Here is an 18,617-nt window from a genome sequence, read left to right on the forward strand (position 1 = left end):
TCGTGTAGCGACAGGCGGCGGGCTCGCCAGCAGGAACATGAGGAGACCGAATTGGCCGTACCAAGACCGCAACCCAAGGCCGACGAATTGCGGGTCCGGTTCTTCCCAAGTGCGGTCGTGGATCTGGCTTTCGCGGTGCTTGCTAGTGGCGGACAGTCGTTGTGGCGCGCCCTCTTGATGGGCTATCTGGACATACTAGAGCATTTCTGTCTTACCCTCCGACATAGCCGGCAGCCTTGAGATAGTTCCAACATTCGTCGAGATCGAAGAGATCAAAGACCTCGCCGATGGCCTTGAATACGTCGGTGAAGGTTCGTGCGCCGATTCTGCGCAGGTGGGCCTTGAGCTTTGCGAATGCCATTTCGATGGGGTTCAGGTCCGGGGAATATGGCGGCAGATAGAGGAACCAGCAGCGATGGGCACGCAGAGCCTCGGCAGCCTGCTTGTTGCGGTGGGTGGCAAGGTTGTCGAGGATCACCACGGTTCCGGGCTCGATCTCCGGCTCAGGACCTCGCGCACATAGGTTGCGAAGGCGGGCCCGTCCATCGCCCCTTGATGCACCAGGGAGCGATCGGGGCACCCGGTGTGAGGCCGGCAATCAGGGTCTGTGTTCCCCAACTGCCAAAGGGCGAATCCATGGTCAGGCGTGTGCCGCGCAGGGCCCGGCCCCGCAGGCGGGTGAGATTGGTCTTCACCGAGGTTTCGCTGCGCGGACCTGCGGTTCGTCTATGAAAACCACGCGGTCCGGCCGATCCGCGATGGCGGGCAGGCGGAACGTCCTGCCACTGTGGTCCGGCCCTCGACGAAGTCAGGCCAAGGATCGCCGCACCGATCACGGTAAAGATGATTTCCGGCGCGATCATCATCAGCGCCGCGACGGGCAGCAGCATCCGCTCGACCAGCAGAAGCGGCCCCAGCAGCCAGTTGGTGATCGCCGCCGACAGCGCCACGATGCCCAGCACCGCGCCGGCAAAGGCCAGCAGGAAGTCGGGCAGGGTGAAGGATTGCGTGACCAGCAGCAGCGAGGGCGAGAAGACGAAGACGAAAGGCACCAGCGCCTTGCCCTTGGACAGCCGGAAGGCGGTGTTGCCCGCCTTGAAGCCGTTGGCCCCGGCGATCCCGGCCCCGGCATAGGCGGCCAGCGCCACCGGCGGCGTCACGTCGGCCAGCACGCCGAAGTAGAACACGAAGAAATGCGCCACCAGCGGCTCGACATTCATCATGCCCAGAACCGGCGCGGCCACGGCCACCATGATGATGTAATTCGCCGTCGTCGGCACGCCGCATCCCATCAGCACGCAGACCACCGCGGTCATCAGCAGCGTGAACAGCAGCGTCAGCGTCTGGATGCTGAACAGTTCGAAGGGCAGCGCCGCCAGCAGGCTATGCACCGAGGCGGCCCAGCCCGCGGCGACCGAGGTGACCATGAAGGCGATCTTGAAGCCGACGCCGATCACCACCCCGACCAGCGCCGCGGCCGCCGTCACGGCCAGCGATTGCCGGGCGCCGGCGACGAAGCCCTCATAGATGCCGGCGGCGGTTTCCTTGACGCCCTCGATGGCGCCCGACGCCATGACCCGCTGGATCAGATAGACCACCATGCAGGCGGTGATCGCCCAGAAGGCCGATAGGAAGGGCGTGCGGCCCGACATCAGCATCCAGACCAGCAGCACCAGCGGAAAGACCGACAGCCAGCCCTCGCGCAGGACTTTCCACGCCTTGGGCAGCTCTTCCTGGCGCAGGCCGCGGATGCCCAGGCGCTTGGCCTCCAGATGCACCTGCACCAGCACGCCGAAGAAATGCATGAAGGCCGGCACGACGGCGGCGATCAGGATGGTGCGCAACGGGATGCCCAGGTATTCGACCATCAGGAAGGCGACCGCGCCCATCACCGGCGGGGTGATCTGCCCGCCGGTGGACGAAGCCGCCTCGACCGCGGCGGCGAAATGGCGCTTGAAGCCGATCTTGATCATCGCCGGGATGGTCAGCGCGCCGGTGGTCACGGTATTGGCGATCGACGAGCCCGAGATCGTGCCCAGCATCGCCGAGGAGACCACCGAGGCCTTGGCCGGCCCGCCGGCGAAACGGCCGGCCAGCGCCGTTGCCAGGTCGATGAACAGCTGCCCCAGGCCGATCTTCTGCGCCATCACCCCGAACAGCACGAAATGGAACACATAGGTGGCGATGACGCCGAGCGCGGTGCCGTAGATGCCCTGCGAGGTCAGGTAGAGATGGTTGACGATATTGGCCCAGTCCGCGCCGGGATGCACCAGGATGCCGGGCATCGACTTGCCGAAATAGGCATAGGCGATGAACAGGGCCGCGATGACCGGCAGCGGCCAGCCCATCGAGCGGTGCACCGCCTCCATCAGCGCCACCAGCAGCACAGTGCCCATGGCGATGTCGAGCGGCAGCGGATTGCCGACGCGGAATTGCAGCTGGGCATAGATCCAGGGCACGTAGAAGGCGCTGACGGCGCTGCCGATGGCGAGCATCCAGTCCGTTACCGGCACGCCCAGGACGGCAAGGCCGTCCGTCTTGTGGCGGTTGCGCGCCAGCGAGGAAAAGCTGAGATAGATGATGAACAGCGACACGCCCATGTGCACCCCGCGATGCGTGGTGGCGCGCGGAATGCCGAAGCCGGCCGTGTAGAAGTGATAGACCGAGAGTAGGAACAGGACGACCCCGGACAGGATGGCGATCGGGCGCGGTTTCTCGGTCATTCAGTGTTTCCGCCGTTCGGCTCAGGGCCAAGGCCGCGAACTCCGGCCACGTCCTTTCGTCAGCCTGGAGGGCGCTCATTCGAGCTTGCCGGCCTCCTTGTAGAAACGCTCGGCGCCCGGATGGAACGGAATGCCCGCACCTTGCGTCGCATTGTCCAAGGTGATCAGCTTGCCCTTGGCATGGCCGGCGGCGAACAGCTTTTGCGTGTTCTCGTTGTAAAGCGCCTGGGTGATGCCGTGGATCAGCTCCTCGGGGTGATCGGCGCTCGTCACCAGCTGCGCCCCGACCGAGATCGTGGCCACATCGGCCTCCTGACCGTCATAGGTTCCGGCGGGAACGGTATCGGTGGCGAAAAAGGTATAGGTCTCGCGCAGCCTGTCGACCTCGGCTCCGGCGATGGGCACCAGCACCACCTCATGCTGGCTGGCCAGTTCGGCAATGGCGTCCGCCGGATAGCCGCCGACGAAGAAGAAGGCGTCCACCGTGCCGTCGCGCATCCGGGCCGCCGCCTGATCGAGCCTCAGATGTTCCGGCGCGATATCGGYCTCGGACAGGCCGAAGGCCTCGAGGATGATCTTCGCATCGACCAGCGTGCCCGAGCCCGGCTCGTCCAGCGAYACTCGCTTGCCCTTGAGATCGGCGACCGAGGCGATGCCCGCATCCCCCCGCGCRACCAGGTGGATGCTTTCCGGGTAGAGGTTGGCGATCAGGCGCAGCTTCTCGACCGCCGGCTGSCCYTCCCACAGCCCGGTGCCGGTCTGCGCCCAATAGGCCACGTCGGACTGGCTGAAGCCCGCCTCCATGGCGCCGCCGKYGATGGCGTTCACATTGCCGACCGAGCCGTTCGAGGCCACCGCCGTCGCCACCAGCCCCGGCACGCCGCAGGAACCGCCGTCCTCGCAAGCGCGCGAACCGGGCGGGCTGGAGATGGCATTGGCGATCAGCCCGCCGATCGGGTAATAGGTGCCCGCCGTGCCGCCGGTGCCGATGATGCGAAAGAACGACAGCTCCTGCGCTGCCGCAGCCTGGCCCCAAAAGGCGGCGACGGCGAGGGCCGCGAGCAATGTCCCGAGTTTCATGCGCATGTTCCTGTCTTCCGCATTCGCTGGGCCGAGGTTAGGCAGAGCCGGTGCCGGCGACAACCACTCCCTTGTAGCACTGGCGCCGATCCTCCGGCGGCTTGCGCTGGCGGCGGTGGCGCTCTGGCCGCTGCCGTGGAGCTATCCGCTGACGATCGACACCATGTCGGAAGCGAGAGCAAGCCCCGGGTGAGCGGCCATTGCCAGCGGCCTGCCTTGATCGTCCGCCGCGCCGCCCCTGCAACGAGGGCAACCGCGCTTCCCTCCGGGAACATGAGCATCTGGTCGAGCCGGCCGACGCCTGCGGACGGGACGCCTCGGCCCCGATGATGACCCGCCGCTCATCTGTCGCGCAGCCGTTCAGGTCGATAAAGGTCAGGACGGGCCATATCCCTTTCCTGACATGGCGGCTCGCAAACATCCTAAAGGAAATGGCGCCAAATGGTCTGGCCTATAATATCAGGCGAATGGTTTCCCGGATCGGCATCCGGCGGCTAATGGCAGCAACTCCGGGCTGAACAGGTCCGGCATGGTGAGAGCGAACGGCCATGACGAAACTCCCGCCATCCGAATAAATCATCATAAGCATCTGCTATGAAATGATTTTCCAAATATTCCCGGCGGCTCCCGGCATATTGCGACATATTATCGACTCGAAGCACGACCGCCTCCGGGCGTCCGGGTCAAGCCGAATAGCCCATCCGCCCCTGCGCCAAGGGCTTGACAGAATCAGGCCTTGGGATATCGTAATCGTGATAATGGATGGTGAACGACGCCCTCGGCAATTCTGGGCCTCCACCCGAAAACGACAGGATAAAATGCTTTGGCCGCTCCGGGAAACCGGATGATGAGGTCGATCATGCTTCCGGGCAAGCGCCGACCGGAAGGATCGCTTTTCAGGCGCCCGGCCCTTTGGGTCGGAAAGCAAGATCGGACAATCGAATTTCTCTGGGTCGGAAACGGCGCGGACAGGTGGAGAGACAGTCTCCGCTTCTGATTATCCTGTCCCCGGACCGCTGCCGACAAGCAGCGAGGATCATGCATCATGACTACGCCTCTCACGCCGGGGGTCTATGTTCGCGAGGCGCCCGGCGGGGCGCGTGCGATCGAGGCCGCACCGACCGCCGTCACCATCCTTGTCGGCGAAACCGAACGCGGCCCGACCGTTCCGACGCCGGTTTCATCGGAAATCCAGTTCCAGCGCATCTTCGGCGGCTATTTCCGCAACGAAGGCGACGCCGGGACGGCACGGCTGTTGCTGCCCTATGCGATCAAGGGCTTTTTCGAGAACGGCGGCCCGCGCGCCTATGTCCTGCGCCTTGCCGCCGGGGTGGGCAATGCCCCCGCGACCGTGGCCAGCCTGCCCGTCGATGCCGAACGCTCGATCACCGTCAGCGACGCGGGCGGGGCGACGGCGCGGATCATGCAGGCGCGCGCACCCGCCGCGGACGAGCAGATCCAGGTCGTCATCGCCAATGCGACCGACGGGGATGCGGCGCATTTCAACCTGACGGTCCGCGTCTCGACCAACAACGGCACGAGCTTCGCGAACCGCGCCGCCAACGCGACGCTGACCAACCTGACGACCGCCGACGGCGATCCCGACAATGTCATCACACGGCTGGCCGCCGACCCCGACATCCGCTGGTCCGGCCCGGCGATCCGGCCGGTCAACATGCCCGCCGGCCCCGCCGGCATCCTGCTGGGCGCGGGCGGCACGACGGCCGGCTCGAACCTGCGCGCCCGGGGCGCCGGGGCCTGGGGCAACGCATTGCGCGTGGCCATCGCCGACAGCACCGATGCCGACCCCGCGCGCTTCAACCTCGTCGTCTTCTACCGCCCCGTCGGAGAGGCAAACTTCACCGAGGTCGAACGGTTCGAGGGGCTGTCCCCCGATCCGGCGGATGAAAAATACATGCTGGACCAGCTTGCCCGCTCGGCCTATCTGGCCTGGGCCAATATCGAGCCCCCCATCGCCTTCCGACCGCGCAACCAGGGGGCGCTGACCGGCGCCACGCCGGGCACGGCGCTGACCGGGGGCACCGGCGGCAATGCCACCTTCCCCACCGCAAGCTATGCCGCGGCGCTCTCGGCGCTGGACGGGATCGACGACGCGGCGCTGATCGTCTGCGCCTCGGACGGGCTGCTGAGCGCGACGACCAATGCGCAGCATGCCGGTTTCGTCAACGCCGTGCTGGCCTATGTCGAGGCACGCCCGCAGCGCGACCTGTTCCTTGTCGCGGATGCCCCGCGCTCGACCACGGCCGAGGATCCCGTCGGCAATGCGGTGGACCAGGCGCGCAACGGCATCACCGGCTCGGATTTCCGGGCGCTTTACTGGCCGCGCATCGTGGTTCCCGACCCTGCGGGCCTGGGCCGCGATCCGGTGCGCGCGATCCCCGCGGCCGGCCATATCGCGGGGCTGTACGGGCGCACCGACGGCCGGCGCGGCGTCTGGAAGGTGGCGGCGGGGCTGGAGGCGGCGCTGGCGGGCACAGTGGGGCTGGATTTCCAGGTGCTGGACCGCGACCAGGACCGCATGAACCCGCATGGCCTGAACGCGCTGCGCACGGTGCCGGGCGCGGGCCGCGTGGTCTGGGGCGCGCGCACCGGCCGGCCGACGACCGAATGGCGCTATATCAACGTCCGGCGCACCGCGATGTTCCTGCGCAGGTCGATCTTCAACGGCATCCAATGGGCCGTGTTCGAGGGCAATGACGAACGCCTCTGGGCCGCGCTGCGGGCCACCATCGGCGCCTTCATGGAGGCCCAGTTCCGCAACGGCGCCTTTGCCGGGGCCACCAGCCGCGAGGCCTATTTCGTCAAATGCGACAGCGACACGACCACGCCGGACGACCAGGCGGCGGGGGTGGTCAATGTCCAGGTCGGCTTCGCGCCGCTGCGCCCGGCCGAATTCGTCATCGTAACACTCAGCCAGATGACCCGCCGCTAGGCGCGGGCTGATCGAAAGGAGGCAGCCCATGCCGATGTTCAACGTGAACGCCCATCGCATCGACCCCTACAAGAACTTTCGCTTTCGCGTGACATGGGACGGGCGGGTCGTCGCCGCGCTGTCCAAGATGTCGGCGGTCAAGAAGACGACCGAGGCAATCGAATGGCGCGTCGCCGCCGATGCCGGGATCGTGCGCAAGATGCCCGGACGCACCAAGTTCGAGCCGGTGACCTTCGAGGCCGGCCTGACCCATGACCGGCAGTTCCTGGAATGGGCCAACCAGGTCAACAACCCGCAGGGCGAAGCGGCCAACAGCCTGGTCAACTATCGCAAATCCGTCCGGGTCGAGGTGCTGAACATGCAGGGCGTCCCGGTCATGGCCTTCAACCTGATCCGCGCCTGGGCCAGCGAATTCCAGGCCCTGCCAGAGATGGACGCCAATGCCAACGCCGTCGCGATCCAGACGCTGAAGGTCGAATACGAGAACTTCGTGCTCGACGAGGCCGTGACCGAGCCTGCCGAAACCTGACCGGCCGCCGGACCGCCGGAAGACCGGGCCGCCGGGAAAGGAGCAAGCCGTGCGCGCTTTGACGGGACAGGATGAAATCGCCTTTCACGCCCCCGTGGGCGGACCCCACGGGCGGCTGGCCGCGCTGGCCGCCTCGGTCGAGGGCCGCGGGATCGAGGCGCTGTCGGACCTGACCCTGCCCGAATGGGAAGAGGTGCTGCTGGCCTTGCGCCGCGCCCTGATCGGGCCGCGCATCGAATCCGAAACCGATTGCGGCGATTGCGGCGCCGGCAATGCGCTCGCCTTTTCCACGGACGACCTGCCGCGCGAGCCCGCGGCGCCGCTGCCGCTGGACGGCGTGCCGCTCCGAGCCCTGCGGCTTGGCGATCTCATCGCGCTGGAAAGGCGGGGGCTGCACGGAGAGGCGGCGCTGGCCGCACTGCTTGCAACGGCGGCGGGGATGGAGCCCGCGCAGGCCGAGGCGCGGCTGGCCGATCCCGACCGCGAAACCGTCATCGCCGCGCTGGAAAGCGCGGTGGCCGGGCTGGGGCTGGAGATCGGCACCGCCTGCACGGATTGCGGCGCGGCGCTGGTCCTGCCCTTGGATGTGGCGGCGTTCCTCGACACCGAACTGCGCACCCGCGCGGTGACCCTGCTGGACGAGATCCACCTGATCGCGATGAGCTATCACTGGTCCGAGACCGAGATCCTCGCCCTGCCGGTTCCGCGCCGACAGGACTATCTGCGCCGCATCCTTGCCGCGCGGGCGCTGACGGAGGAGCTGTGATGCGTGCGCCCCGGCTGACATCGCTGGTCGGTCCCGTCGCCGGAACGGGCGATCCCAAGCCCCGGCTGCGCCCCGCAGCCGGCCCGCAACTGACGCCCGCGCCTGCGCCGGCGATCCCCGCAGTCGAACAGACCGCGCCCTTGCCCCCCGCGCCGGCACCTTCGGCGCCCTCGACACCGCGCGCACGCGACCCCGCGCCGCCGGCACCGGCGCCCCGACCAGCGCAGCAATCCCAACCCACCGCGCCGCGCCGCGTGCCGGACAAGGAAACCGCGCCGCCGCCGCCGCCCGGCCCCGAACCGAAACCGGAAAGGGCCGGGATATCGGCAAGCCCACCTTCGGTCACGCCCCGACCCGGGCCGGCGCAGAGACCGCGAAAACCCGTAGCAAAGCCGGCCGCCGGGCCACCAAAGGCCATGCCACCCGAGCAGCCGGCTTCGCCCGCGCAGCGGCCCCGGCCCGGCGTGCCGCCGGCCCCGATCACCTCGCGGGTGGTCCTGACCGGCTTCCGCATCCCTGCCCCGGCAAGACCGCAGCATCCGCAACCCGCAACCCCGCCCCGGGTGAAGGCGCCGGGGCTGCCCGCCGATCCCGAGCGCCTCTCCGCAACCGCTGAACGGCTGGGGCTGCGCACGCCCGGGCCGCCGGAACCGGCGCGGCCATCGCCTCCGGTCTTGGTGCAGAAACCGCCCCCTCGGCCTGCGGTGCCGAAACCGGAGCCGCCCTCCGGCGCCACACCCCGGGCCGCCCCGGCTACGGCAGCCAGGCCAGTGGACCCAACGGCCCAGCGGCCAAAGCCCATACCCGCCGCGCCCGCCGTCACACCCCGGACGCCACGTGCCGCTCCCATCCTGCGCCCCGCCCGGCAGCCCGAGGCGCCGCTACCCGCCGCGCCGCCCAAGGCGGCCCCGCAGGTCCGCATCCGCATCGGCGCCCTGACCATCGTCACGCGCAACCCCCACGAACGGCCCGGCGCGCCCCGCAAGACGCTGCTCGCCAAGGCGACCCGGCGTGCGCCGCGCGGCCATTCCATCCCCCGCCCGGACGGAGGCTGAGATGGCGCGCTTCGTCAACCTTCACGATGCCGGCCGCGCCCTTGCCGCCCATCTGAAGGCGGGGATCGCGCCGCTGCTGGACGATATCGCCGCCGGCCCGCCGATCGAGAACGCCACCGCGCAGGGCGAGGCGATCCGGGTATCGCTGCTTTGGGTGACGCCGCAGCCCACGCATCGCAACGACGAATGGTTCATCGGCGACGATGGCCAGCGCCACCCGCCGCCGCTGTCGCTGTCGGCGTTTTTCGTCATCACCGCCTATGGCACCTCGCCCGCGGGCGAGCCGGTGCAGGCGATCAACCGGCTTGGGCAGGCGCTGCAAGCCATCGAAACCGATCCCGTCATCGAGCTGCCGATCCCCGCCTCGGCCGAGATCGACCCGGTGCAGGGCGAGGGGCGGATGACGGCGACGCTGGTCCCGGTCGCGGCGGACCTGATGGAAAAGATCTTCACCCCCCTGCAAATGCGCCACCGGCCCTGGGCCCTGGTCGAGCTGGGGCCGGTGCAGCTGGAACGGCTGAACCTGCCGCTGCCCACACCCGATATCGTGGCGCCCGGTGGCGTGCGGCTGGGCGGACCGCGGCCGATCACCCGGCCCGCGATCATCGGCGCCCTGCCCAACCCGCTTGGCGCGGGCCGCCGCCTGCGCATCGAAACGGCCGAGGCGGCGAATGCGACCGAATTGCGCCTCGGCCCCGACAGTTTCATGCTTGCCGACCCGCCGCTCGGCCCCGGCCAGATCGCCCGGCCCGACGCCCTGGGGCGCATCTTCGTCACCTGTCCGCCGGGGGCGGACCCGGGGGCGCTGGACCTGGTGCTGATCGCGCCCGAGGGCGGCTCGGAACGGCATTCCCTGTCCGTCACCGCCGGCCAGCCGGCGCTCGACGCCCCCATGGCGCCCCTGGCGCCGGGCGCTGACCTGGTGCTGACCGGCAGCGACCTTGCCGGGGCCGCGCAGGTCTTCCTGTGGCCCGCGCGCGGCATCCTGTCGCCGCTCGAGGTGATCGAGCTTGCCCCGGCATCCGCGACCCCCGCGCAGGTGGTGGTGGCCCGCGCCGCACTGAATGCGGCGGGGCTGCGCGCCATTCCCATGCTGGCGGCGCTGCGCATGGGTCCGAACCGCTTCACCCCCGCCGTGCCGGTCGAGGTGGCGCCATGACCGCGATGGGGATCGGCGCGGCCGGCGGCAGGCCGGCGGACTGGATGCGCGAGGCGGCGCTGCTGGCCGTCGCCCATCACTTGCAGGATGCCGAGTCCGGATACGACCCGCGCGAGGGCTGGCCCGACCATGCGGAGGACTGGCGGCCCCTGGCCCTGCGCGCCGCCGAACTGCCGCTGTCGCCCGCGGCCTGGATCGAGGCGGCCGCCCTCGCGGCGGAACGCTTCCCGGACGCGGCCGCCGCCTTTTCGATCCTGGCCGACAATGCCGGCCTGCACCTGCCGACGCCGGCGGTCTTTGCCCGGATCGCCGTGGCCGGGCTGGACCTCGACCATGACGCGGCGCTGGCCGCGGCGCTGATGGCGCCCCAGGACAATCCCCGGCTGGAACTGGCCGCGCCTCCGGGCGCCTGCCTGCCTTCGGCGCAATGGGGCCTGCGGCTGACGCCCGAGGGGCTGGCCCGCGCCTTCCGCAGCCAGCCCCGGGTGCAGGGCGATTTCATCCCGGCCACCCACCGCCCGGTCATGCTTCGCCCGGCCCGCGCCGCGGCCCGCATCCTTGCCGCCGACGGAACCCTGTGGCTGCGCGGCCCGTCGCGGCGCATGACGCTGCAACTGGTCGCGGACCTGGCCGCGCTCCTGCCGGCGCGAGGCTTCGATCTGGTCGTGCTTCGCCCCGGCGAAGCGCTGCCCCTGCCCGATGACGACGCGCCGCCGCTGGTCGTCGATCTGTTCGCGCTGGAGGTGCCGCCGCGCATCCCGGCGCGGCAGGGGTCGGGCGCGCTGGTCCTGCTGGCCCCCGACCGTTTCGACGCCGGACGGCTGCGCGCGGTCGATGCGCCGGCCTTTACCCCGGCCGAGGCGCGCTCGGCATGGGATGCCGCCGGCATCGACGCGGCCATCGCCGACGCGCTCGCCCCGCGCTTCCAGCTGACGCTGGCCGAGCTTCTCGCCGCGCGGCACGAGGCGGAAATCCTGAGCAGCCTGGCCGACGATGCGCCGGGCGACCGGCCCGATGCCGCACGCTTCGCCGCCGCGATCCGCGCGGCGGGCGCGCGGCGCATGGGCCCCTTCGTCACCAATGTCCGGTCCGAGGTGACGCTGGACGACCTTGTCGCCGGCAGGGAGATCCGCAGCCGGCTGGCCGATGCCATCGCCTGGCGCAAGGCGCGGCGGCGGGTCTGGACCGACATGGGCGTGCCCGTGGATGCGGGGGAATCCCAGGGGCTGGCGCTGCTGTTTTCCGGCCCCCCCGGCGGCGGCAAGACCTTTGCCGCGCGCTGCCTTGCCAATGCGCTTGGCCTGAACCTCTATCGCACCGACCTGTCGCAGGTCGTCTCAAAATACATCGGCGAGACGGAAAAGAACCTCTCGCGCATCTTCGACGATGCCGAGGCCGGCCATGGCATCCTGTTCTTCGACGAGGCGGACGCGGTTTTCGGCAAGCGGTCCGAGGTCAAGGACGCCCATGACCGCTATGCCAATATCGAGGTCGGATTCCTGCTGCAAAGGCTGGAGACCTTTGCCGGCATCGTCGTGCTGGCGACGAACCTGCGCGCCAACCTCGATCCCGCCTTCACCCGGCGGATGCAGTTCGTCATCGACTTTCCCATGCCGCAAAAGGCCGAGCGGGAACAGCTGTGGCGCCGCAACCTGCCGCTGCCCGGCTGGTGCGAGGACGGGCTGGACGTCGCCATGCTGGCCGAGCGGTTCCGCTTTGCGGGCGGCAATATCCGCAACGCCGCCGTCGCCGCAGCCCATCTGGCCGCCGCCGAGAACGCCCCGCTGGCGCCGCGCCACCTGGCCCGCGCCATCGTCCGCGAGCTGGAGAAATCCGGGCTGCCAAGGGGGGCCGACGACCTCGGTCCCCTGGCCCGCTGGCTGGAGGGGACGGAATGAGCACCGCGGCGGATCTGGTCATCGACATCGGCGAAATCAGCGTCGCAAACGCCTCGCCCGAGGATGCCGCCCGCCTGCGCGCCGTGATCGAGCGCGCGCTGGCCGAGGCCGCGCGCAGCCTCGCCGGGCTGACGGCGGGTGCCCAGACTCTGGGCGATCTGCGGCTGGACCTGCGCGAGGTCCGCGACCTGCTGGCCCCCGGCGCCGAGGCCGCGCTGGCGCAAAGGCTGGAAACCGCGATCCGCACCGCATGGGAGGCTACCCGATGAGCGACGCGATCAATTTCACCCAGGGCGCCTTCGCCGTCTACGATCCCGACGACACCGCCGTCATGTCCAGCTTCATCCCGTTCCGCTTCAACCCTGAATCGCTGACCCGCCAGTTGCAGCTTGAACAGGCGCAGGGCGGCGAGGGCGGGGCCGAGCCGGGCGCCCAGGGATCGGGGGGCAGCAGCGGCGAACAGGGTGCCGACGCCTCGTCCGGCACGCTGAAGGAAAGCTTTTCGGTGGTGCTGCGCTTCGACCTGGCCGACCGGGTCGAGGCGCATTCCTCGCTGCCGGTGGAGTTTGGCGTGCTGCCGGAAATCTCGGCGCTGGAGGAGCTGCTCTATCCCGTCGAAAGCGAGACCGAGGCGCCCTCGGACGGCAGCGAGCCGGTGCGGGCCCGCGGCCGCCGCCCGATCGTGCTGTTCATCTGGGGCGAAAGGCGCGTGGTGCCGGTCAAGATCACCGGCATGGCGATCGCCGAGACCTTCTTCAACGGCAAGCTCTATCCCGTCCGCGCCGAGATCGAGGTCGGGCTGGAGGTGCTGGGCGAGGCCGAGGCCCGCGACAATACCCGCGTCCAGTCCTCGCTCGGCTTCACCGCCGCGAACCGCCGCAAGATGGCGCGGCTCTATCTCGACACGACCGCCGACCAGGGCACCAGCATCAACCTGCCGCAATAGGGGAAACCAGCGATGGCCGTCGAAAAGAAAAGCCGTTACGCGAAATCCGCCCGGGTGGCCTGGGTGCGGGCGGACGGCTCGCAGGTCGAACTGATCGCCCTGACGCCGCGCCCCGCCCGCGCGGCGATCTTTGCCGCCGTGGCCACCGACACCGACCGGCTGGATACGCTGGCCAAGCGCTATTACCGCGATCCGCTGAAGCTGTGGCGCATCGCCGACGCATCGCCCGCGCTCGACCCCTTCGACACGGTGGTGCCGGGCACGCCCGTGCAGATCCCCCCGGACAAGTGAGGACGCCATGGCCACGCCGCGCTTTTCCATCGAGATCGACGGAACCCGGCTTCCGGGGGCGCTGCTTGGCCGGGTCAGCGCGCTGGAACTGACAGAGGCGGACAACCTGCCCGCCCGCCTGGCGCTGCGGATCGGGCTGCGGCAGGGGGCGGACGGCACCTATGACGTGCTGGACGACGGCCCCTTCGAGCCGGGCGCCGAGATCCGCCTGACGCTGGCCGCGCCGGGCGGGACGGACCAGGTGGTGTTCTCGGGCTACCTCTCGCATCTGCGCCCGCATTTCGAGGAACCAGAGGCCAATTCCTGGCTGGAGGTTCTGGCCGCCGACGCCGCCATGCTGATGGCCGCGGAGGAACGCGTGGCCAGCTATCCCGACGCCGGCGATTCCGATGCCGCGCGCGAGATCGCCGGCCGCTACAGCTTGCAGGTCGAGGCGCAGGACACCGATGCCAAGCTGGCCGCCGACGACATGCTGCTGATCCAGCGCGCCGACGACTGGTCGTTCCTGCGCCATCTGGCGGCGCGCAACGGCTTCGTCACCTATCTGGAACCCGATCCCGCCTCGGGCCAGCCGACCTGCCATTTCCATCCGCGCGACCTGACCGGCCAGCCGCAGGCCGACCTGACCATATTGCGCGAGAATGCCAATCTGGACTGGATCGACTTCGCCGCCAGCCTCGACCGCCCGGAAAAGCGCCTGGCCCACGGCATCGACGCGGTGGCCAAGCGCATGGTCCGGGCCGACGGCGATGCCCAGGACGAGGTGCTGGGGCAGGAGCTTTTCACCGCGGAGACCGCCCAGGGGCTGGCCCGCGCCGGCGCCACCGGTTCGGTCCGCTTCCTGCGCGGCGCGCTGCCCCGCGATGCGGCGATGGGCGCCCATGGGCGCGGGCGCGGCGCCGAGGACCATCTGGCGATCGAGGCGCGGGGCCAGCTCAACCCCGCGCGCTATCGCGGCCTGCTGCGGGCGCATCGCACCGCGCTGATCAAGGGCGTCGGCGACCGGCTCAGCGGCACCTGGTATATCCGCGAGGTCACGACCGAGATGACCGAAGGCACGCTGGTCCAGCGTTTCTCGGCGCTGTCCAACGCCATGGGCCGGCGCGGCGGCGAGAGCTTCGGGCAATCGGCGGAAGAGGAGCCCCCGGCATGAGCGGCAACGGACCAAGGGCGGATTTCGGGCGGATGCTGGCGGCGGACGGGCTGTCCCCCGACCTGCTGCGCGCGCTGGCCGCGCTGGTGGGCGAGGCCGGGCGGCCCGCCTTCTACGGCAAATATGCGGGCATCGTCACCGACCGCGACGACCCCAAGAAGATCGCCCGCATCCGTGCCCGCGTCCCCGAAGTCCTGGGCGAGGACCAGGAAACCGGCTGGGCGTTGCCCTGCCTGCCCTGGGGCGGCGGCCACAACCGCGGCTTTTTCGCCCTGCCCGAGGTCGGCGACACCGTCTGGATCGAGTTCGAGGCCGGCGACCCGATGCGCCCGATCTGGGCCGGCACCTTCTGGGGCGCGCCCGAAAGCAGCGGCGGGCAGGACGACCTGGGAACCGAGACCGGCACCGAGGCGCCCGAAAGCCCCGACGGCCCCGCCGCCCCCGGCCTTGTCATCCTGCGCACCAAGGCGGGCCATGTCATCAGCCTGGACGACGACGGCGAGGTCGTGGTCATCGCCGAAGCCTCGGGCGCCGAGCTGCGCATCTCGGGGCAGGGAGAGATCACCATCACCGCCGACACGATCAAGCTGGGGGCCAATGCCTCGGAATCGCTGATCCTCGGCGACACGTTCATGCAGCTCTTCAACAGCCACACCCATCCGACCGGCGTCGGCCCCTCGGGGCCACCGGCCCAGCCAATGGGGTCCAGCCATCTCAGCCAGGTTTCGAAAACGGAATAGACCATGCCGCTTGTCCCCGCCGCCCTTTCGCAATCGCTTCAGTCGCAATGGTTGCCGCGCGACGAGAACGGCGATTTCAAGGACGACGCCTCGGCCTCGGCACAGGCGCTGGCGGGGGCGATCGCCGATTGGTTCGGCATGGCGATGGCGGCGGGCATTCCCTGCGCGACGGCGGCGGCGCGCAAGGGCCAGTTGCAGGCGCAGCTGGTCCCCGTCCTGCAATCGGGTTCGGCGGCGGGCGCGGGCCAGGGGATCGCGCTGTCCTTCATGGCCTATGTCGCCGGCCAGTCCTTCGGCCCCGGCGTGGCCGCGCCTCCCGTCGCGACCGCGGCCGCCGGCACGGCGATCACGGCGGCCCTGTCCGACACCGGCGCCGCGCAATCGTCCCGCGCCGACCGGATCGCCGCGGCGCTGCATGCCCAGGCCCTGTCGGCGATCGTGACCTTTCCGCCGCCCATGCCCCCGGCACCCGTGACCTGAAAGGAGGGAACAGATGGCCGCCCGATTTATCGCCGATCCCTTCGCCCTTGGCCCGCCGCTGGTCCGCGCCGGCACGCGGCTGCGCCGCGAGGGGCTGGCCGAGACCGAGGACCCGCATGTCCATATCCGCGACCGCATCATGGCGGTTCTGTTCACCCGCCCGGCCGAGCGCGTCATGCGCCCGCGCTTCGGCGCCGGGCTGGATGCGCAGGTGTTCCAGAACATCTCTCCGCTGGCGCTGTCGGCCATCGAATACCGCATCCGCGAATGCCTCGAGGCGGTTTTCGCGGGCGAGGTCACGCTGGAGGATCTGACCGTCGAGGATGGCGGCGACGAGGGCTCGGTGCTGGTCTCGATCGACTACGCCCTGCGCGCCGACCGCACGCCCCACCGACTGGAGGTGGTGCTATGAGCGATCCGGGCGCCTTCGGACTGCAATGGGGCGAGGCCGAGATCGGCCCGGGCTGGCAGGGGATCGCGGCGCTTGGCTTTTCCGAACCGCCGCCGCCGGGCTTTGCCGTGGTCCTGTCGGTGCGGCTCGCCAAGGCGGCCTCGGGCATGTCGCGCGACGACATCGTCGTCACCGCGCCCGACGGCTTGCCGCTGGAGGCCGATGTCATGCCGGTCTCGGACGGCGACGGCGACATCACCGTCCGCTTCGTCCGGCAGGGTCCGCGCGGCCAGACCCGCGTGCGACTGATCTCGGGCGGCGACGACCCGCTGGACCCGTTCTTCGCCGAGGCCGGCTTCGACTTCTTCATCGCCTGCCCGGCGGGCGATTGCCGCGAACCCGCCGCACCGCCCCCGCCGCCGGGGGCGCAGCCCGCCATCGACCTGGCGACCAAGGATTTCACCGGCTTCCTGGCGGTGATGCAGAACTGGGCCGCCGCCACCGATCCGAACTGGGCCGGCACCAACCCCGCCTCGACCGAGGCGATGCTGGTCGAGCTGCTGGCCCATCATGCCGAGATGCTGTCGCTGCACCAGGATCGCGTCGCGCAGGAGGCGTTCATCGACACCGCGCGCGAGCGGCTTTCGCTCAACCGCCATGCCGCCGCGCTCGGCCTGGCGCTGGACGAGGGCGGCTCGGCGCTTGCCGTCGTCGCCGTGGACCTGCCGCCCGGCCGGGCGGGCTTCCTGCCCGCCGGCACCCGCTTCGTGCGCGAGGAGGGCATGGGCCGGATCACCGCCACCTTCACCAGCAAAGCCCCCGCCATGCTGGATGCCGCCTGGAATGCCGGGCTGCAACGCGATGCCGACCGGGGCCTGCTGCGGCTGGCGGCATGGCCCGGCGCGCCCGATGCGATCCTGCCCGCGGGCGCGCGCGAATTGCTGCTGTGGGGCTGGGGCGCGCATCTGCTGCCGGGTCAGCGCATCGCGCTGGTCCAGGGCCGTGCCGCCCATGTCACCCGGATCGCGGCCCTGTCCGAGATCAGCCAGCCGGGCTGGGCCGCCGACCCGTCCGACCCCGCCCATACGCTGCCGCGCGAGCTGACGCGGCTGGAACTGGCCGAGCCGCTGCCCCTGCCCTTCCGGCCCTGGTCGGACCCGGAAGGCGCGCCGCTGCTGATCACCGCGAATCTGGTCGAGGCGATCCACGGCGAACCCGCCAGCGCCGCGAACGAGGAAGGCGCGGCAATGGGCCTGGGCGCCAGCCGGCAGGACATCGTCACCGCGACCGATCTGGTCACCGGGACGGTCACGATCCGCGCGCTCAGGACGCCGCAGCCGCAGGTGTTGACGGAGGAGAACGGCCGCCCCTCGGTCCGGCTGCATGTCGGGGCCGAAGAATGGGACTGGCAGCCGACGCTGATGAACTCGGCCGGGTTCGACCGCCATTTCACCACCGAAACCGAGGAGGACGGCTCGGTCTGGCTGATGTTCGGCGACGGCAATCGCGGCCGATCGGTCCCGATGCCGCCGGGGACGGGCCCGCGGGCGCTGGCGAACCAGCCCGCGCATCAGCGCATCCGGCTGGACTGGCGGCAAGGCGATGCCGAGGCAGGAAACCTGGGCGCCTTCGCCCTGACGGGCGCGCGCGCGCCGGGCGGCGGCGATGCCGGCGCGGCGGCGGATTTCGCGACGTTGGCGCCGGTCGCCGCGACGAACCTGCTGCCCGCCACCGGCGGGCGGGCGCGGGTCTCGACCGCTGTCGCCCGCGACCTGATCCCGGAATCGATCCGCAACCCCGCCCGCGCCCGCTGCGTCACCGCCGACGACTACGCCCGCGCCGCCGAGGACATCCCCGGCGTCGCCCGTGCCGCCGCAAAGCCGCTGGGCGGGGTGTTCAACACCATCCTGGTCCTTTGCGCCCCCGACCAGGGCGACCGGCTGGACGCGGCGACGGCGGCGGCGGTGCACGCGCATCTCGACGCCCTGCGCATGGCGGGACGCGAGCATGTGCTGGGTGCGCCGGATTATGTCGCGCTGGACCTGCATCTCGTGATCTGCCCGCGCGGCGGGACCGGCGCCGCCGCGATCCGCCGCGCCGTGCGCGAGGCGCTGGCACCGGGCAGCGCGGCGCGACCGGGCTTCTTCCACCCCTCGCGCCGGGGCTTCGGCGACACCGTCCTCTTGTCCGAACTGCTGGCCGCCGTCGCCCGCGCGCCCGGCGTGGGCGCGGTCAAGGCCACGACCTTCCGTCCCCTGCGCCGCGCCGGCGCGCCCGCCGTCTCTGCGGTGATCGAACTGGGCCCGACCGAGATCGCGCAATTCTCCGGCGACGAGGCGCGGCCTGAGCGCGGCCGGCTGACCGTCACCGTCATGGGCACCGACACGCCGCCGCCCGGCCAGGGCTTCGTCGTGGCCGGCCCCGCCCCCGAACCCGCAAGCATGGGGTAAAGC

At 70.4% G+C, this 18,617-nt stretch carries 17 protein-coding genes; 14 read left to right on the forward strand and 3 right to left on the reverse strand.

All coding sequences use genetic code 11. The features are described from left to right. Nucleotides 1–211: 211 nt before the first annotated feature. From AQY21_RS00525 to AQY21_RS00535, 3 genes are all read right to left on the reverse strand, one after another. A complete protein-coding gene (locus AQY21_RS00525) occupies nt 212–580 on the reverse strand; it encodes a transposase (RefSeq protein WP_161905852.1) in 369 nt (122 codons plus the stop codon). After that, the gene (locus AQY21_RS00530) at nt 504–2,723 is read right to left on the reverse strand and encodes a TRAP transporter permease (protein WP_238986654.1); all 2,220 of its coding nucleotides are present in this window, start codon (nt 2,721–2,723) and stop codon (nt 504–506) included. The genes AQY21_RS00525 and AQY21_RS00530 overlap by 77 nt, the downstream gene beginning before the upstream one ends. 75 nt (nt 2,724–2,798) lie before the next feature. Then, entirely contained in the window at nt 2,799–3,803 is a 1,005-nt protein-coding gene (locus AQY21_RS00535) for a TAXI family TRAP transporter solute-binding subunit (protein WP_082657860.1), read from the reverse strand. A gap of 1,045 nt (nt 3,804–4,848) precedes the next feature. Here AQY21_RS00535 and AQY21_RS00540 point away from each other — a divergent pair. The 14 genes from AQY21_RS00540 to AQY21_RS00600 all read left to right on the forward strand — a co-directional run bounded on the left by AQY21_RS00540 (nt 4,849) and on the right by AQY21_RS00600 (nt 18,614). Beyond that, on the forward strand, nt 4,849–6,756 hold the full coding sequence (locus AQY21_RS00540; protein ID WP_058095957.1) for a phage tail sheath C-terminal domain-containing protein: 1,908 nt from the start codon (nt 4,849–4,851) through the stop codon (nt 6,754–6,756). Between the two features lie 28 nt (nt 6,757–6,784). Continuing rightward, nucleotides 6,785–7,285, forward strand: a complete 501-nt coding sequence (locus tag AQY21_RS00545) for a phage tail protein (RefSeq protein ID WP_058095958.1) — start codon at nt 6,785–6,787, stop codon at nt 7,283–7,285. A gap of 49 nt (nt 7,286–7,334) precedes the next feature. Then, nucleotides 7,335–8,051 carry a hypothetical protein gene (locus AQY21_RS00550; RefSeq protein WP_058095959.1) on the forward strand — a complete coding sequence of 239 codons (717 nt, stop codon included), beginning with the start codon at nt 7,335–7,337 and terminating at the stop codon, nt 8,049–8,051. Between the two features lie 770 nt (nt 8,052–8,821). Beyond that, complete coding sequence (locus tag AQY21_RS28280; RefSeq protein WP_152988031.1) at nt 8,822–9,106, forward strand: hypothetical protein; 285 nt, start codon at nt 8,822–8,824, stop codon at nt 9,104–9,106. A gap of 1 nt (nt 9,107) precedes the next feature. Further along, the gene (locus tag AQY21_RS00555) at nt 9,108–10,265 is read left to right on the forward strand and encodes a Pvc16 family protein (protein ID WP_058095960.1); all 1,158 of its coding nucleotides are present in this window, start codon (nt 9,108–9,110) and stop codon (nt 10,263–10,265) included. Continuing rightward, on the forward strand, nt 10,262–12,163 hold the full coding sequence (locus tag AQY21_RS00560) for an ATP-binding protein (protein ID WP_152988032.1): 1,902 nt from the start codon (nt 10,262–10,264) through the stop codon (nt 12,161–12,163). Before AQY21_RS00555 ends, AQY21_RS00560 begins: the two co-directional genes overlap by 4 nt. After that, complete coding sequence (locus AQY21_RS00565; RefSeq protein WP_058095962.1) at nt 12,160–12,432, forward strand: hypothetical protein; 273 nt, start codon at nt 12,160–12,162, stop codon at nt 12,430–12,432. Before AQY21_RS00560 ends, AQY21_RS00565 begins: the two co-directional genes overlap by 4 nt. After that, on the forward strand, nt 12,429–13,109 hold the full coding sequence (locus AQY21_RS00570; RefSeq protein ID WP_058095963.1) for a hypothetical protein: 681 nt from the start codon (nt 12,429–12,431) through the stop codon (nt 13,107–13,109). Before AQY21_RS00565 ends, AQY21_RS00570 begins: the two co-directional genes overlap by 4 nt. Nucleotides 13,110–13,121: 12 nt before the next feature. Beyond that, nucleotides 13,122–13,400 carry a hypothetical protein gene (locus AQY21_RS00575; protein ID WP_058095964.1) on the forward strand — a complete coding sequence of 93 codons (279 nt, stop codon included), beginning with the start codon at nt 13,122–13,124 and terminating at the stop codon, nt 13,398–13,400. 7 nt (nt 13,401–13,407) lie between these two features. Further along, nucleotides 13,408–14,553, forward strand: a complete 1,146-nt coding sequence (locus AQY21_RS00580) for a phage late control D family protein (protein ID WP_058095965.1) — start codon at nt 13,408–13,410, stop codon at nt 14,551–14,553. Further along, the gene (locus AQY21_RS00585; protein ID WP_058095966.1) at nt 14,550–15,293 is read left to right on the forward strand and encodes a phage baseplate assembly protein V; all 744 of its coding nucleotides are present in this window, start codon (nt 14,550–14,552) and stop codon (nt 15,291–15,293) included. Before AQY21_RS00580 ends, AQY21_RS00585 begins: the two co-directional genes overlap by 4 nt. Nucleotides 15,294–15,296: 3 nt before the next feature. After that, on the forward strand, nt 15,297–15,773 hold the full coding sequence (locus AQY21_RS00590; protein WP_058095967.1) for a hypothetical protein: 477 nt from the start codon (nt 15,297–15,299) through the stop codon (nt 15,771–15,773). 13 nt (nt 15,774–15,786) lie between these two features. Then, nucleotides 15,787–16,185, forward strand: a complete 399-nt coding sequence (locus tag AQY21_RS00595; protein WP_058095968.1) for a GPW/gp25 family protein — start codon at nt 15,787–15,789, stop codon at nt 16,183–16,185. Beyond that, on the forward strand, nt 16,182–18,614 hold the full coding sequence (locus tag AQY21_RS00600; RefSeq protein ID WP_058095969.1) for a baseplate J/gp47 family protein: 2,433 nt from the start codon (nt 16,182–16,184) through the stop codon (nt 18,612–18,614). The genes AQY21_RS00595 and AQY21_RS00600 overlap by 4 nt, the downstream gene beginning before the upstream one ends. Nucleotides 18,615–18,617 lie beyond the last annotated feature (3 nt).

Origin of the sequence: Paracoccus sp. MKU1 (assembly GCF_001447385.1) — a bacterium.
GTDB lineage: Bacteria > Pseudomonadota > Alphaproteobacteria > Rhodobacterales > Rhodobacteraceae > Paracoccus.